This is a genomic window from Vibrio sp. Sgm 5, from assembly GCF_026241575.1.
GTDB lineage: Bacteria > Pseudomonadota > Gammaproteobacteria > Enterobacterales > Vibrionaceae > Vibrio > Vibrio jasicida.
This window is the reverse complement of sequence record NZ_JAPHPY010000026.1, coordinates 15,237-30,398: the sequence shown is the minus strand read 5'-3', so window position 1 is coordinate 30,398 and position 15,162 is coordinate 15,237. Positions and strand designations below refer to the sequence as shown.

Annotated in this window: 14 protein-coding genes and 1 pseudogene; 6 read left to right on the top strand and 9 right to left on the bottom strand. The window is 45.1% G+C overall.

The genetic code is table 11. The features are described 5' to 3' along the window. Positions 1-43 precede the first annotated feature (43 nt). From OQJ86_RS15170 to btuD, 4 genes are all read left to right on the top strand, one after another. Positions 44-1,843 (top strand): M3 family oligoendopeptidase, encoded by a 1,800-nt coding sequence (locus OQJ86_RS15170; RefSeq protein ID WP_265988285.1) that lies wholly within the window; start codon positions 44-46, stop codon positions 1,841-1,843. 238 nt (positions 1,844-2,081) lie between these two features. Further along, positions 2,082-3,110, top strand: coding sequence for a succinylglutamate desuccinylase (locus OQJ86_RS15165; protein WP_265988284.1), 1,029 nt, complete (start codon positions 2,082-2,084; stop codon positions 3,108-3,110). A gap of 102 nt (positions 3,111-3,212) precedes the next feature. Next, positions 3,213-4,208, top strand: a complete 996-nt coding sequence (gene btuC, locus OQJ86_RS15160) for a vitamin B12 ABC transporter permease BtuC (RefSeq protein WP_265988283.1) — start codon at positions 3,213-3,215, stop codon at positions 4,206-4,208. After that, positions 4,195-4,962: a vitamin B12 ABC transporter ATP-binding protein BtuD gene (gene btuD / locus OQJ86_RS15155; protein WP_265988282.1), complete on the top strand. Its 768-nt coding sequence runs from the start codon at positions 4,195-4,197 to the stop codon at positions 4,960-4,962. Before btuC ends, btuD begins: the two co-directional genes overlap by 14 nt. A gap of 53 nt (positions 4,963-5,015) precedes the next feature. Here the strand turns inward: btuD and OQJ86_RS15150 are convergent, their stop codons facing one another. From OQJ86_RS15150 to OQJ86_RS15135, 4 genes are all read right to left on the bottom strand, one after another. Then, on the bottom strand, positions 5,016-5,339 hold the full coding sequence (locus OQJ86_RS15150; RefSeq protein ID WP_265988281.1) for a hypothetical protein: 324 nt from the start codon (positions 5,337-5,339) through the stop codon (positions 5,016-5,018). A gap of 222 nt (positions 5,340-5,561) precedes the next feature. Continuing rightward, positions 5,562-6,149, bottom strand: a complete 588-nt coding sequence (locus OQJ86_RS15145) for a nucleoside triphosphate pyrophosphohydrolase family protein (protein ID WP_265988280.1) — start codon at positions 6,147-6,149, stop codon at positions 5,562-5,564. A 108-nt stretch (positions 6,150-6,257) separates the two neighbouring features. After that, positions 6,258-6,839, bottom strand: coding sequence for a DUF1415 domain-containing protein (locus tag OQJ86_RS15140; protein WP_265988279.1), 582 nt, complete (start codon positions 6,837-6,839; stop codon positions 6,258-6,260). An 82-nt stretch (positions 6,840-6,921) separates the two neighbouring features. After that, positions 6,922-8,133 carry an MFS transporter gene (locus tag OQJ86_RS15135; protein WP_265988278.1) on the bottom strand — a complete coding sequence of 404 codons (1,212 nt, stop codon included), beginning with the start codon at positions 8,131-8,133 and terminating at the stop codon, positions 6,922-6,924. Positions 8,134-8,245: 112 nt separating this feature from the next. Between OQJ86_RS15135 and OQJ86_RS15130 the strand changes: the two genes are divergently transcribed. After that, entirely contained in the window at positions 8,246-9,115 is an 870-nt protein-coding gene (locus tag OQJ86_RS15130; protein WP_265988277.1) for a LysR family transcriptional regulator, read from the top strand. 66 nt (positions 9,116-9,181) lie between these two features. Here the strand turns inward: OQJ86_RS15130 and OQJ86_RS15125 are convergent, their stop codons facing one another. The 5 genes and pseudogenes from OQJ86_RS15125 to OQJ86_RS15105 form a co-directional block, all read right to left on the bottom strand. Next, positions 9,182-10,201 (bottom strand): FUSC family protein, encoded by a 1,020-nt coding sequence (locus tag OQJ86_RS15125; protein ID WP_265988276.1) that lies wholly within the window; start codon positions 10,199-10,201, stop codon positions 9,182-9,184. 133 nt (positions 10,202-10,334) lie between these two features. Further along, positions 10,335-11,336: a DUF2955 domain-containing protein gene (locus OQJ86_RS15120; RefSeq protein WP_265988275.1), complete on the bottom strand. Its 1,002-nt coding sequence runs from the start codon at positions 11,334-11,336 to the stop codon at positions 10,335-10,337. Next, on the bottom strand, positions 11,326-12,432 hold the full coding sequence (locus OQJ86_RS15115; protein ID WP_265988274.1) for an HlyD family secretion protein: 1,107 nt from the start codon (positions 12,430-12,432) through the stop codon (positions 11,326-11,328). Before OQJ86_RS15115 ends, OQJ86_RS15120 begins: the two co-directional genes overlap by 11 nt. Before the next feature lie 275 nt (positions 12,433-12,707). Next, positions 12,708-12,935 (bottom strand): glutaredoxin family protein, encoded by a 228-nt coding sequence (locus OQJ86_RS15110; RefSeq protein ID WP_038874778.1) that lies wholly within the window; start codon positions 12,933-12,935, stop codon positions 12,708-12,710. 633 nt (positions 12,936-13,568) lie between these two features. Then, a pseudogene (locus OQJ86_RS15105) lies at positions 13,569-14,370 on the bottom strand (IS5 family transposase). Between the two features lie 240 nt (positions 14,371-14,610). On the opposite strand from OQJ86_RS15105, the gene OQJ86_RS15100 reads away from it, so the two are divergent. Next, positions 14,611-15,123: a hypothetical protein gene (locus OQJ86_RS15100; RefSeq protein ID WP_265988273.1), complete on the top strand. Its 513-nt coding sequence runs from the start codon at positions 14,611-14,613 to the stop codon at positions 15,121-15,123. Positions 15,124-15,162: the final 39 nt, after the last annotated feature.

Genomic DNA, 15,162 nt, shown 5'->3' with positions numbered 1-15,162 from the left:
AGAGAGAAAAGGGCTGGCTCGATTACATCAAAAGGAACCATAAATGACCGCTCCTAGCTGGGATTTATCCATCGTTTATAACGATCTCGCTGACCCACGAATTCAAGATGACATTGCCCTTGTAGAGCAATGCATTGACCTACTCAATAAACAGTCTGCCGATTGTAACTCTGTTGAAGTGATGCAAAACGCAATCTTAACCAGCGAGGCGGCAAGCCGTTTGGCTGGCACTATTGCGAACTTCGCTAACTGTTACGCGTCAGTGGATGCGACAAATGCAGAGGCGAAAGCACTGCTAGGTCGTATGACGCGTATCTTCTCCGAGCTTTCTCAAGCTTACAGTGCCTTTGAGCTTAAATTGACTCACGCTGATGAAGAGTTCATTACTCGCGTTTTGGATCATGAAAATCCAGACATTAATGGTCAGGCGTTTTCAATCCTGAACTCTCGCAAACTGGCTGACACACGCCTAAGCACCGAAGAAGAAAAGTTGTTAGCCGCAATGAGCGTGGATGGGAAATCGGCGTGGGGCAAGCTTTACAATAACCTTACAGGTTCATTAAAAGTTCAATTAGAACATGCGGATAGCGAGATCGAAGAGCTCGGCTTCTCCCAAGCGGCAAGTATTCTTTATGGCTCGGAGTTTGAGCGTCAAGAAGGTGCTTGGCGTGGTGTGCAAAAGGCGATGGCCACACATCAAGAATCGTTCGCAGCGATTCTCAATGCACTTTCAGGCTGGCGTTTAACGGAAAACAAAAAGCGTTCTGTTAAACGTGATGTTCATTTCCTTGATCCAAGTTTGCATGGCAGCCGAATCAAAGCTGAAACGCTTGACTCAATGATGACGGTTGCAAAAGACAGCCGTGACATAGGCCAGAAAGCGGGCTTACTAATGGCAAAAGTACATGGTTTTGATGAGATGAAACCATGGAATCACCTCGCTGCGATGCCTGCTCTAAGTGGTGAAACGAAAGTTTACCCTTTTGATGAAGCAATCGACGTTATTTGTGAAGCGTTCGAAACCGTGAATCCAGACATGTCCGAGTTTGTCCGCATGATGGTACAAAACGGCTGGATTGATGCCGCGCCTAATGCCAACAAACGCCTTGGCGCATACTGTACTAAGCTGCCGGCGACGCGTACGCCGCTCGTGTTTATGACTTGGAGTGGTAGCCGCTCAGACCTGATGACGCTTGCTCATGAGCTTGGTCATGCGTTTCACAACTGGGTGATTCGTGACTTGCCGCTTTGCCAAACGTACTACCCGATGACGTTGGCAGAAACTGCCTCGATTTTCGCTGAAAACATCGTTCGTGATCATTTAATTTCAAAAGCAGAAAGTGTGGATGATAAGCTCGAAATGCTGTGGGAAGAGCTCTCTTCGGCGTTGGCGCTGATGATCAATATTCCAGTTCGTTACGAATTCGAAAAAGCTTTCTACGAGCGTCGCCAAGAGGGCGAACTGACAGCAGATGATTTCTGTGAGCTAATGTCAGAAACGTGGAAAGATTGGTATGGCGATGTGATGAGCGAGGCTGACCCTTATTTCTGGGCGAGCAAACTGCACTTCTCAATTTCTGGAGTGAGTTTCTACAACTACCCATATCTGTTCGGCTTCTTGTTCAGTAAAGGCATTTACGCGCAGCGCGCTTCGAAAGGTGAGAGCTTCTACAGTGACTATGTGGAATTGTTGCGTGATACTGGCAATATGATGGCAGAGGACGTAGTAGCCAAACACTTATCGATGGATCTTACGCAACCAGAATTTTGGCAGCAGAGCGTCGAACTCGTTCGTGACAAAGTAGACGAATTTGAACGTTTACTCGCACAACGTAGTGAGTAAGTACGAAAAGTTGATCAGATCGTGATGATCTTATTTAGGGCTGTGGTAAAGTTCACAGCCCTAACACTTTGTAATTGTTCAAAAAACATACGCCTCAATGCTTGGTTTGAGTGCATGGTCCGGAAAGGTATGGGATTTTCGTGAAAATTGACGGTTTCTACTCATAAGTGGGATCGCAACAACAAAAATCCTTTGTACAATTTATTAACATACCTGCCGTGCTATTAAGGAGTAACGCATGACGAAGTCTCTCTTTCGCCAATCGTTTTTAACTGACACGTTAGATGTTCATATTGATGTTGCGCCAGCGGAGCAGGTGCTGACTAACGGTGTAAAACTGAAACTCTATCAACGTGGTGTGCTCGAAGTAATTCCTGATGACTACACTCAGGAGACCAAGAACATCATCATTTCATGCGGTGTCCATGGGGACGAAACTGCACCGATGGAGTTAGTGGATTCAATCGTTAAAGACATTGAATCCGGTTTCCAAAAAATCGAAGCTCGTTGTCTATTTATTATCGCCCATCCAGAATCAACACTGGCCCATACGCGATTTCTTGAAGAAAACCTCAATCGTCTCTTTGACGACAAACAACACGAACCAACCAAAGAGCTAGCTATCGCAGATACACTCAAACTGTTGGTGAGAGATTTCTACCAAGACACTACGGAAAACACTCGTTGGCATCTTGATTTACACTGTGCGATTCGTGGGTCAAAGCATTATACCTTTGCGGTGAGTCCGAAAACGCGCCATCCGGTACGTAGTAAAGCACTTATTGATTTTCTAGACAGCGCACATATTGAAGCGGTGCTACTGTCTAACTCTCCATCGAGTACATTTAGTTGGTTTAGTGCGGAAAACTACGGTGCGCAAGCACTGACTATGGAACTTGGCCGTGTTGCTCGCATTGGTGAAAACGATCTCGATAAGATGACTGCATTTGACCTCTCTTTACGTAATTTAATTGCAGAATCAAAAGCAGAGCACTTATCTAAGCCATGTATTAAGTACCGCGTAAGCCGTACGATTGTGCGCTTACATGAAGATTTCGATTTCATGTTTGATGATAACGTCGAGAACTTTACCGCATTTGTTCATGGGGAAGTGTTTGGTCATGATGGAGATAAACCGTTAATGGCCAAAAACGACAATGAAGCAATAGTCTTCCCAAATCGCCATGTTGCTATCGGGCAGCGAGCAGCGTTAATGGTGTGTGAAGTGAAAACACGCTTTGAAGATGGCGAATTAGTCTACGATTGATGCGAGTAAGCCCTAAAATAGGGTAAATAAGCATACTAAGTCATTTGCAATTTACCGAGGCTTAACTGTAAGGTTAAGCCTCGTTTGTATTTATCGGCCACTATGGATTTTCAACAACTTATCCTGAACAAGGAGCTACGCTGGCAACGCAATCTTTTGATTATGTCAGTGATTCTCGTGCTGCTCTCTGCCATTCATTTGATGGTCGGAGAGGTTTTCCTTTCTCCTTTTCAATCTCTTTCTGCGTTTGAACAAAAACTGTTATTGGATTTGCGTCTGCCACGTTTGGTAGCCGCTGCGATAATTGGCGCCGCATTAGCGGTCTCAGGGGCAACATTGCAAGTCTTGCTTGGGAACGTATTAGCCGAACCCGGCGTTCTCGGGATCTCGGGGGGCGCGAGTTTGGCGATGGTGCTAGCTATGTTTGCTTTGCCTGTTTTGCCTTCCCCAATGATTTTTATGTTAGCCGCGATCGCTGGCTCGATGCTATTCACCGTCATATTGGTTGGCATAGCGCGAGCGATGCATCTCACTACCGCAAGGCTGCTGCTTGTCGGTGTTGCTCTGGGTATTCTGTCGAGCGCCATTGTGACTTGGGCATTCTACTTTAGCGATGACTTAAGCCTCCGTCAGTTAATGTACTGGTTAATGGGCAGCATTGGTGGTGCAAGTTGGTATCAGCACACCGTCACTTTAGTCATGCTACCTGTGCTGATTTGGCTCTGCAGCAAGGGCAAGCCGCTGGATAAGTTGATGCTTGGGGAAATCCATGCAACTCAACTGGGTATTGATGTTCATCAGATGCGCTGGAAGCTCATTTTGGCAATTTCCGTACTTGTTGGCGGTTCCGTTGCGTTAGGTGGGATCATTAGCTTCGTGGGCTTAGTCGTGCCGCATCTGCTTCGATTAGCGTTTGGTACCGAAAACCGTTACCTGTTGCCTCTTTCTGCAATATCTGGCGCAGCCTTATTGGTTTTTGCGGATATCGGCGCGCGTTTGTTGCTCGATTCCGCAGAGCTACCTCTCGGAGTGATGACCACTTCTATCGGTGCGCCTATCTTCATTTGGATGCTGGTGAAAAGTCATGATGCACGTTAAGCACATCGCAGTTGGAAGTCGACTGCTACCGTTGTCCTTTGAATGTAAGCCGGGTGAGGTTGTGCATGTCGTGGGTCCAAACGGCTCTGGGAAAAGCACATTACTTGGCGCGATATCTGGCACCTTAAATCAGCGTGAAGGTGTAAGTGGGGAAGTACTTGTCGACAATAACGACCTGCTCACAATGCCACTTTCAGAACAAGCGCATATCCGTGGTTATTTGTGTCAACAATCAAGACCTGCGTTCAATGTTGACGTCTTTCAATACTTAGCACTTTCACTGCCAACGGGTGCCAATATCAGCGATGCGAAAGTACAAGATGCTGTTAACATCGTTATTGAGCTGGTGCAACTACAAGACAAGCTTCATCGAAGTATTCAGACATTATCCGGCGGTGAATGGCAGCGTGTCCGTCTAGCCGGGGTGTGCTTGCAAGTGTGGCGAACAATTAACCCATACTCTCAGCTATTGATTTTGGATGAACCCGCAGCGCCGCTGGATATTGCCCAAGAAGGACTGTTATATCAGCTCATTAATGCCGTCGCTGCGCAGGGTATTGGGGTGTTGGTCGCAAACCACGATCTAAACCGAACACTTAAGCATGCTGATAAGGTACTGCTGCTCAATAACGGCGTATTGCATTCTTCCGGTAACGCCGATGAAGTGCTATCAGAAGAAGGATTAGCTGAGGTGTTCCAAACTCAAGTTAAGAAGGTCTTGTTAGAAGAAAGGCCGTATTTGATTTTTGATTAGTATCCTAAAGGAAGACAGAGCATCCAGATGCCAAGCGTTTATTTGTTGCGAGACTAAAACAGAGGCATCTGATGTGAATGGGACTTCTTGATATCTAATGGGTTATCGACCCCCTGAAAGTACTCCACCCAAACTTTATTACTTCTCGGAAACTCTCGTCGTAGGGCTTTCTTAACGTGTTTACGCGTACTGACCAAATCTCCTGTCATCGTCTGATTGTGATACCCCGTTTCAACAACTTGGAACTGGCTATCTGCTAGACAATAAATCAGAAAGCCGCGGTCTCTTTTGTAAGTCTTAAACTCTACCGCTTCTTTAGGCTGCAATTCTTTGAGCTGTTTTTCGACTAACGGCAACACCTGAGATATATGAATCATAGGTAATCCACGATATGGTAACTGATATAAGGTTATCAGAGAGATAGACCTCAGAAATATCAATAAATACTGAACAGGTGTTTAGTGGAGTTAAAGCATGGATTTAGCTTCATTGGCCAGAGATTCAATAAGGCTTAACTTTTAAGTAATGACGCTCTGAGTAGAAATAAAAAAGCGCCCGCAATATCGAGTATTGTGGGCGCTGAATTTTATCTATAATGCCTAATCGATGACTTTCTGTGTAAGTGGCTTAAGGTCTGCAGGGCGGTAGTAAACCGATTTTAGAACCTTGCCTTTACGTACCGTTTTGCCTTCAGATACAAAATCTTCTGCACATTTTGCAATGATGTATTCGCCTTTTTGAACCGCCATCAGCTTGATGCCTTGTTCAGCGTAGAACGCTTCTGTTTCTGCGTATTCTTGCTCGTTACGGCACACTTTGCTCATGTTGCTTGAATGCACTTCGTCCCAGCAAGGGATAAAGTCGATACCACGGTTCACTGCTACGTTAAGCAGTAGATCGATCAGGTAGCTGATCGCTAGGTTATCTTCAACTTTGCTGTCACCAAGGTGTACTAGACGACCCATTAGAACGTAAACGCTGTCAATGATTGCGTCTGCTTGCTCGGTTTTGCAATCCGCTTCCGCTAGTTCAGTAAGCTCTTCGATCGCAAGAGAAGTGTGTAGCGTATCTGCTTGTGCGTCTAGGCTTGCAACATCCGCCACTGGTAGGTCGAAAGTGCTACGGAACTCGGTGATGTCACGGTATAGGTGATCAAAAATCTCTTGGGTTAGCTTTGACAGTTGCATTCTAATGTCCATTGAATCGATTGAAGTCGTAATCATATCAAACCGAACTTTAATCCCCAAGCGATCCCATTCTAACTGGTCAGAATTCTGTCTCTTGGTGAGTGAGTTTTAGCGGAATAGGTAAGGGAAGAGCTTCTTACGTTCTTCCTCTGAAAGCGCTGAGACACGTGCGATGTTAGTATCTGGAATGGACTCTGGATCAGGGTAGTGCTTGAGTACTTTTTCCATGCTCTCTTCACGGATCAAATGAAACACTGGGTATGGAGAGCGATTCGTCAGGTTTTCATCATCTTCTGGTTCTGCACCGCCAAAGCAGTAATCAGGATGGAAGGTGGCAACTTGGAAAATGCCTTCCCAATCTTGCTGTTTGATCAAGCCTTCAACCCAATCAATGAAGAAGTTGTAATCCCAGAAATCTTGCAGCATGTTTGGAACCACAACCAAGGTTGTCTCCAGTTTTTCTGGCTCGGTACTACTGAGTTCGATCAGTTGCAGCAAAATGTCTTCAAGTAGAGCTTCTTCTTGCGAGGCTTCACTAACGAAGATTTTGATTTGTTTATTGCGCTGTGGCTTAGCGGCGAACGGGCAGAGATTTAACCCGATCACGACATCATTGAGCCATTGATCGACTTGCTCTGTGATCGCATCGATATCGGTGTTTGGTGATTCTTGTGTTGAGCGCGTTGGCATACGACTTTCTTGCTTTTATGAATGTGGCGCAAGCATAGCAGACCAGCGCCACAACATAAAACCAATAAGGTTTAACGCTTCATTAAGCCGTTATGTCTGCATTATCGCCAGCGTCGATTCGCTCTGTGATGTGTTTTAAGAATGCGATAGCAGCGAACATTGCGATGTACAGTGCACTGCCGCCGATGAGTACACTCGACCAACCGCCGTTTTGCCAGCAATAGAGCAATAGGAATCCACCTAAACTGCCACCAATGTAGTAATGCACGAGATACAATGCGGTCGCCGTCGCTTTTGCTTGTGTTGCGTTTTGTCCAACCCAGCCGTAAGCAAGTGTGTGAGTGAAGAAGGCACCAAAGCTGATCAATAACAAACCTGTGAGCATCGCAGGTATGCTTTCAATCACTGCGATCCACATGCTAGCCATACTGACGATAGAGCCCAAAAACATGCCAAGTATCGGTGAAAAGCGTTTACTCCAATGTCCGGCACAACGGGAAGAAAACGTACCACCCAGGTAGCAAACAAATATGAGAGAAGCTAACCCGACAGGCACATTATGTGGCGCACTGACCAAGCGGAATCCCATTACCGAATAAAGATTAACGAACAACGCAAAGTTCAAACCACCAATCAGCATGGCGAACCACACACGTTGATTTTTGAAGTGTCCGATAATAGCTCGATTGTGATGCCTTAAACTGCTCGAAGAAGGGGTGAAGTTTTTCTGTTTTGGCAGCAAGTAATGCACACTGACCACGCCGATAAGGGTGAATAGCATCATAACTTCGATGGCGACATCGATGTTGAAGTTGTCTGCCAACAAACCTCCGCTGATACGCCCTGCGATCCCTCCCAATGAATTGGCTGCGATATAAGTACCAATCGCCATTGAAAATGCGTGTTTATCTAGCTCTTCTGCCATATAAGCAACGGCAACAGCAGCAAACGCGGCAAGCGCAACACCGATCAAAGCGCGACAAGCCACTAAGAACAAAAACGAATCGCTAAGCAGCATTAATGCGGAGATAGCAGGGATCGAAAACAGACCAAACATCATTACGGGTTTGCGCCCAATCGATTCAGAAAGCACAGCCATCGGAACCAAGCTAAAGGAGAGAGCCAGTGTGGTGGCGGCGAATAGCCAGTTAACCTGCGTTTCCGAGATCTGAAAGTGCGCCGCAAAGCTTGGCAACATCGGCTGAAGGAGATAAAGGTTTGAGAAAACTAAAAACGAGCCGAGCGCTAGAGATAGCGTAATGCGTTTGTATTCCGGAGTGCCGAAACTGACCATGAGTCCTGCCTAATGCGAGCGAGCAAATATAAAGAAACTGTGATCAATCTATCAGTTAGTTCTGGATTGAAAAAATATATTAAAAATATGGTTGGTATATATTTTTGATCTAATGGAATCGAAACAACTCAAACACTTTTTGGCGGTCGCGGAACACGGCAACATTACTCATGCAGCTAAGGCTTTGCACATTGCTCAGCCAGCGTTAAGCATTTCAATTAAGAAGTTCGAACAGTCTCTTGGTGTGACGCTGTTTCGTCGAGAAGAAAAGAAAATCAGCTTAACCAAAGAAGGGGAAACCTTGTTGGTTCACGCTAAGCGGGTGATTCAGCAGTTACACGATGCGCAGCTAGCGATTGATGAGCTCAAAGGTTTAGCCAAAGGGGAAGTGCGCCTTGGTACGCCTTCAATGATGGGCAGCTATTTTTTCCCTCGAATTGTCATGGCGTTTAAGAGCCAGTATCCATATTTAAAGCTGACGCTGGTGGAGGCGGGCACTCAGTCTATTCGTCGAATGTTACTTAATGGTCAGCTCGATATTGGCGTGATCAGCTGTGATGATGTACCAGAAGACTTAGAAACTGATCATCTGTTTACTAGCCAAATGGTCGCCGTCGTGGCTCCGGAACATGATTTAGCTCAGCGCAACGCCATCACATTTGATCAGTTTTTCGAGCATGATTTGGTGATGTTCCAACATGGCTACTTCCACCGAGAATTCTTAGACCACGTCAGCGAAGAGCATGGCTTTACAATGAAGTCCTCATTTGAAACCAACTTGTTGCCGCTCATTCTGAGTATCGTTAAACAAGAATTTGCTATTACCGCTCTCCTAGAACTGGTGACACAACATGAACAGGGTGTGGTGGGTATTCCATTTGAACCGAGCGTTAAGCTCGACCTTGCACTCGCGTGGCGAAAACAAGGCTATCTATCCATTGCCGACCGTACTTTTATTGACTTTGTGAAGCGGTATGTTTGATTTGCATCCAATTAAAACCAAACTGTTCAATGGAAAGCCTCCCTTTAATTGGGAGGCTTTTCCTTTTTATGCAGTTATCTCTTTCTCATTAAGTGGTATCAATACCCCAAGAGCCACCATGGCAGCGCCACCGATTACGGTGAACAATACTCGCTGCGAAAAGATCAATTCTGCCATTTCCGGATTAAAAGGACCTACCGATACAGTAAGAATAAGCAGCATGATACAAGCCGTGGCAATGGTGTAGTTGTGTTCGAGATACACAAGGATGCCGTAAAGCGAAGCGATGACTAAAACCCACATGGTTATTGTGATTGCCATGTCGGAGTTGAACGAGCCCAATAGCAACCCCACAGGCAAATAAACTAATGCGCCAAGCAAGGTTCCGTTCAAACGTTGCCAAGCTTTCGGTGCTAAATCTTTGCTGAACGGGCTGTGGATCATCATAAATAGGTAAGCACCTAAAACGGCTCCTGTGCCACCCCATATACCTAACGACAGCACCAAGCCAATCCCTAGCGCCTTGCGGCTGGAGTACTTGAGATCAACACGACTAATTTTATGTGTGGTGCTCATCGAGCCATTCTGGGTGTTGGCGTTTTTCCAAACCAGCGTACTAGCAATGATCGCCACAGTGATGCCAAGCACAACCGATACTGAACGTTGAAGCATAAGTTCTGTGGCTGGGATATCTACCGGCATCATCATCGATAACAACATAAACGTCAGCGGCAGAATGTACTTTGGTGCTCCTTGGTGGTGTTTATCGCGCTCTGTTATGACGAGTAAGAAGGCAAACAGCGCACTAGTAAAAGGCGCATAAGTGATAGGCACCATGGAAAGTGGTACCGCAATTAATGTCATGACCAAAGGATGAAGGCTACCAAATAGGGTGTCTTTTGTCGTACTGAATTTGAGATTGTATAGGTAGTGGATGATTCCCACTTCCACCGCCACAAAAGCTTCTCCGACATCATAAATATACGCACTGATGATAAGCAGCACGATAGAAAGCAAAAACATGCGGTTGCCTAACACAAGGTAAGGCTTTGGTGGGATGAATTTTTTAGCGAGTGAATCGAGCATGGCGTATTTCCCATCCTTCAGTGAATAACAATATGGAAGGTATGAGATTACCAATTTGATGAAATATTCATTGCCAGTTTGCGACAATAGTGATGAAAGCTTGAGCACTACAAAGAGCCCAAGCTTAATGCGACTACGCGGTCTTTTTGTCGCGAGATTCGAAGAAATAGGTCACAAATACCATGTAGGCAACGACCAAAACTAACTGCCATATCCGAACGTAAAACTTATCGTCTAGCGCCCCGCTGCTCATGGAGGTACCCATTAATACCATAAAGCCCGTAAATGCAGTGGCGTAGACTGGGGCTTTGGCGGGCTCGGTGTGAATCTTGGTCCCAAGTAACGTAATAACCACCAACATCACAAGCATGTAGATGTACATATTTGGCACCAGAGAAATGGTAACGAAGGCAGCGAAAGCGAGTAGTCCTCCTAACACATTACTGATAACAAAAAACAATGATGTCTTGCCCGCTTTGTCGCTGGTTGCCATCAGAGAAAGCAGCATGACAAACGCAACGGTGAGCAATGTTTGTGACAGTTGGAAATAGAAATAAAAACAAACCAAGGGAAACGACATCATCCAAGCTCGAATCGCAGCATTCCAACGAACTTCTTTGCTTAAGGGGGAAGGGGGGAAGCCAGCAAATTCCGTCGCATCCTCTTCTGGGAAGTAAACATGCGACACCCCGTAAAGCGCTACGGCGACGATACCAGAAAACGCAAAACCGATGCCTACGTCTAACGCAGCTTGCTTGTCGATGATAGTAACCGATGGAATCAAAATCAGGGCAATCATTAAGAAAGTGGCAAACATTACCCATTTCGGATCGGTAAATAGGTAATAGCTCCATAACATGCCCAGCGACAGAACAGCCAGAAAACCTATTTTGTACTCTGGCAAGCCGCTCGATACCAAAAAGCCAATGATCGCAGTGGAGATCAACGCATAGCCAAGTTGTTTGACATGCAGAATATGAAACTGCGGTTTATCGACGATGAATTTTGCAGTCAAAAGAGGCGTACAAAATGCCAAAGGCCAGTTAAACCATAACGCGATGAAAGTAGCCAAACCTACAGTGACAACATAGCGCAGGATTCGACGTTCTTGTGCTTGAGTCAGACTATCTAACATAAGAGAACACGCTCACTAGATTGATCCAAATCTTGCCCAGAAAGTTAAATAGAGCATTGCTCTCGGTGTAGATCACCACATCTGCTTGTCCACCGATGCGCATGAAGTCAGCCGAATGTTTATCATCGAGCTTAATGGTCACGGGCATACGCTGTGTATCGCGAAGCCAACCATTTTGATTTTTTACGGTGGCTAAGGTGCCTGGCTGATTATTCGCGCCCCATGCAACCCCTAAATCTACGGAAGATACCGTACCAGAGAAGGTTTGTCCGGGAGCATAATCGAGCGCAATTTCAACTTTATCTCCGGCGCTAATATTACCCATGCTGTTTTCGCGGAAGAAGGCTTCAAGCCATAAGCCGTCGCTTTCAACAAACGTCATCAAGGGAGAACCTGCCGTAGCATAAGCGCCTTGGGACAAATTAAAATTGGTCACTGCGCCATCAGAAGGTGCTCGCATTGTCGTGCGTGATAAGTTCAGTTGCGCTTGTTGCAGTTCCAGTAAAGCCGATTGGATCTGAGCGTTTTCTTCACCTTCCGCTCCCACCTGAGCTTTTGCTTTTTCAAGGTTCGCTTTGGCGTTAACGACATCCGCATTCGCTTTATCAATGGCTGCGCGAGTTGTGTCTGCATCTGATTTTGAAACCACACCTTTTTCTGCCATGGCTAAAACCCGTTGACCTTGGCGTTTAGCATTTTCTTGTGCCACGAGCGCGGTGGTCAATTGAGCTTGTGCCGACATCACACCTGCCATTTGCGAGCCAACATTCTGTCCTGCGATTTTGAGCTTTGCTTCTGCTTGCTTGACCGCAATCTGGTGATCGGTGGTATTGATTTGCAGTAGCACATCGCCTTTTTTGACTTCGGTATTTGGTTTAATGCTGACGCTGTCAACTTGGCCAGAAACTTGAGGGATCAATGAGACGACATTGCCTTCCACGCGGACATTATCGGTCGTCGGAATGATGCGATCTGCCACAATCGCTGTACCAATGGACACCATAGTGAGTGCCAATAATGCATTGGTTGTGCGCTTGACCTTATTAACCGGTTGCGGCGTCTGGCTTACTTGGTTTTCTGCTGCTGTCTCTGACATATTCACACTCACTGATGATAGAAAAGAACGGTCAGAGTTTATGAACGACGCAAGATTGGCGTGAATTAAACTGAGACCGGTTGGCGTGAGTGTAAAAATACAGTGTGTAAGGAAGTGAAAATTGCCATTATGCGACATTCGAAAATTTTGCAGAGTAATGGTTTGAATAAGAGCGACAGACAAAGAAATAGGGCGGGCAGATACAAAAAGAGCATCTCTTTGGAGAAGCTCTTTAGTGTGGATTAAGTAACCAAGCAAATAGATTAATACGTCACTTAGTTGCTGTACATTTTTTCAAAGTTCTTTGGGTTCCAGCCAATCATGACTTGATCGCCAATCTTCAGTACAGGTACAGAGCGAGCCCCCAGAGCATCGAGCTCTTTGCGACCGCGTTGCATCTTTGCGTTGCACAAGCGGTAGTTAATATTTTTCGAATCAAGATAACGTTGAGCATCTTTGCAGTGCGGGCATTTGTCTTTGACGTAAAGAACGACACGTTTCATTCAATTTCTCTCCATTATCGTCGGGAGGCGAAGTTTAGCGAGGTTTCAAGAGAAAGAAAAGCATGCGGAACGACTAAGTAAAGTAGGATTGACGGGAAGAGGAGCTTAGACATCAAATAGATTGAAGATAAAAAAATCCCCTCCGCAAGGAGGGGGAATAATAAAGCATTATGTAGTTCAGACTAAAGACGAGCACCATGAAAGTGCTACGAGAGAGATACTATGTCAGTTTATAGGCCGCTCATATAGCACTTCATATTAATTTGTATAAAGAGTGCATACTATGCTTAATAACGTCATGAATGAAAAATGCTATTTTGTTCTTTCTTGATAAAAGTGAAATTAAATAGTCTACAATTCACTAGTTTAGAACTTTTATTAGCATGAAAGTAAAACATAAAACAATAAAGCTATTCTAGCTAAAATATTCATTATGAAATTATCAATCAACCAAAGGATATGATGTTTAATGAATCAAAACTAGCGATAACACCATGCCGAAAGATAAGATAACCAACGCGGAGCAGTTTATTATTAAAGCAAAAGTGAAATATGGAGATTTATACGATTACTCAAAAGCGCTTTGTTGCGTAATTCGGACAGAAAACCAAACTGCCTAAAATTGGGTGATTCTTATACAACACACTGAGTTTCAGGCATACCAAGCCCTGTAAGTTTGTTTAGCGCTTTAATTATGGCGAAAGTTTCACCAATCTGAGCATTGTAATTTCTCAGGCCTAACCTCCCTCCTAGCAACTACTATACACGGTACATGGCTGTTTCTGAGAGTGAGCGCTTGTGATAGCCATACCGCTTTTTCCTCTTCTTGTTGGTAGCGTAGAGCTTTTGGCAACCCACCGCTAAATTGCGAGGATGTCCTTGTTCCCAGAAGGCTGCCCCTTCTCTTGGTGGGATTAGCGGAACCGCTCTCTTAATTCGTGTGGCACCACGGCAGTTTCTTGTACTGTAAGCACCATCTCCAGATATATCGATGATTCGTCGACGTGTTTGTTTGAGCAAATTAGGAAGGACTTCTGCATCAGTGGCATTAGATAAACTCAGTTCTGCTGCTATTATCTCTTGAGTGCTGGTATCGACAGCTAAATGCAGCTTTCTCCAGACTCTACGCTTCCCGTCAGTACCATGCTTCTTAACCTTCCATGCTATATCACACCTCTGGTTTTAGTTTTAAATGAAATCTGAACTTCCTTAGCTCGATGGTCTATGCAAGTGTAATGTGGACAAACTAGCTTAAATACTGAGTCTAGAAACCTTACAGCGCTCTCAATGGCATAGAGAAAACGGGCTTACTTTGTTTGCTTTGCTTCCAATCGCTTATGCCTTCTTCATCAATCCGGAAAGTGAGTGAACCACGGTTGATTAGGGCTTTGTTGTACTGTTTCCAGTTATTTGTTTTGTAACGAGGCTTCGGCATAAGGCTACGATGATTTACTGATCTAGCCGATTAGATCGCAACTCCCTAATTTAGTCCGATCTAAATACGCAACAAAGCCCATAGGCAGTTATATATATAGATTGTTTGATATGCTCAATAAATTACCTTAAGTAATTTGCAATATATACACATCTGGTCAGGAGGGTATGAGGAAAAATATCCAACTGATTCAGATTAACTTACTAACATTGTGTATTTATATTTCCTAAGGAAGACAAAATGAACAACTTCAAAAAAGCAGCACTAACTTCTCTAGTTTTGGCAGGTATGGCTATCGGTAGTGCGCAAGCAGCGGATCCAACTGCAGTAGTTGTATGGACAGGTAAAGTTCCTGCAATCAACGCAGGTGACACTCTGGTTATTACTGGTCTTGGTGGCGATTTGAACCCAGTAACGGGCACTCTTGCTCCTAACGTTGACGGTACATTCGTTTCTCCAACTCTATTGCTAGAGTCTCACACTAACGATGGTACTGCTGAAGCTCCTGTTGTTGGTGCGCTAAAGGCTGCAACTTGGACAGTTAAAGCTGCTGACATCGCTTACGCGGGCTCTCCGCAGCTTGATCAAGTAGCTCTAGTTAAGATTAATGGTGAAGAAGTTGCGGTTAACGGTTCACTAAGCGAGACAACGGACTCAATCGGCATCACGATCTCTCAAACTGCAGAACTTGCTGCTGACGTAAGTGGTAAAGATGTTCAAGCGTCTGTAACTCTGCTTGCTACATCAATCTAATAAGCCTTTTCTATAAGGTTTTGTAGTTAGGGCTTGCGT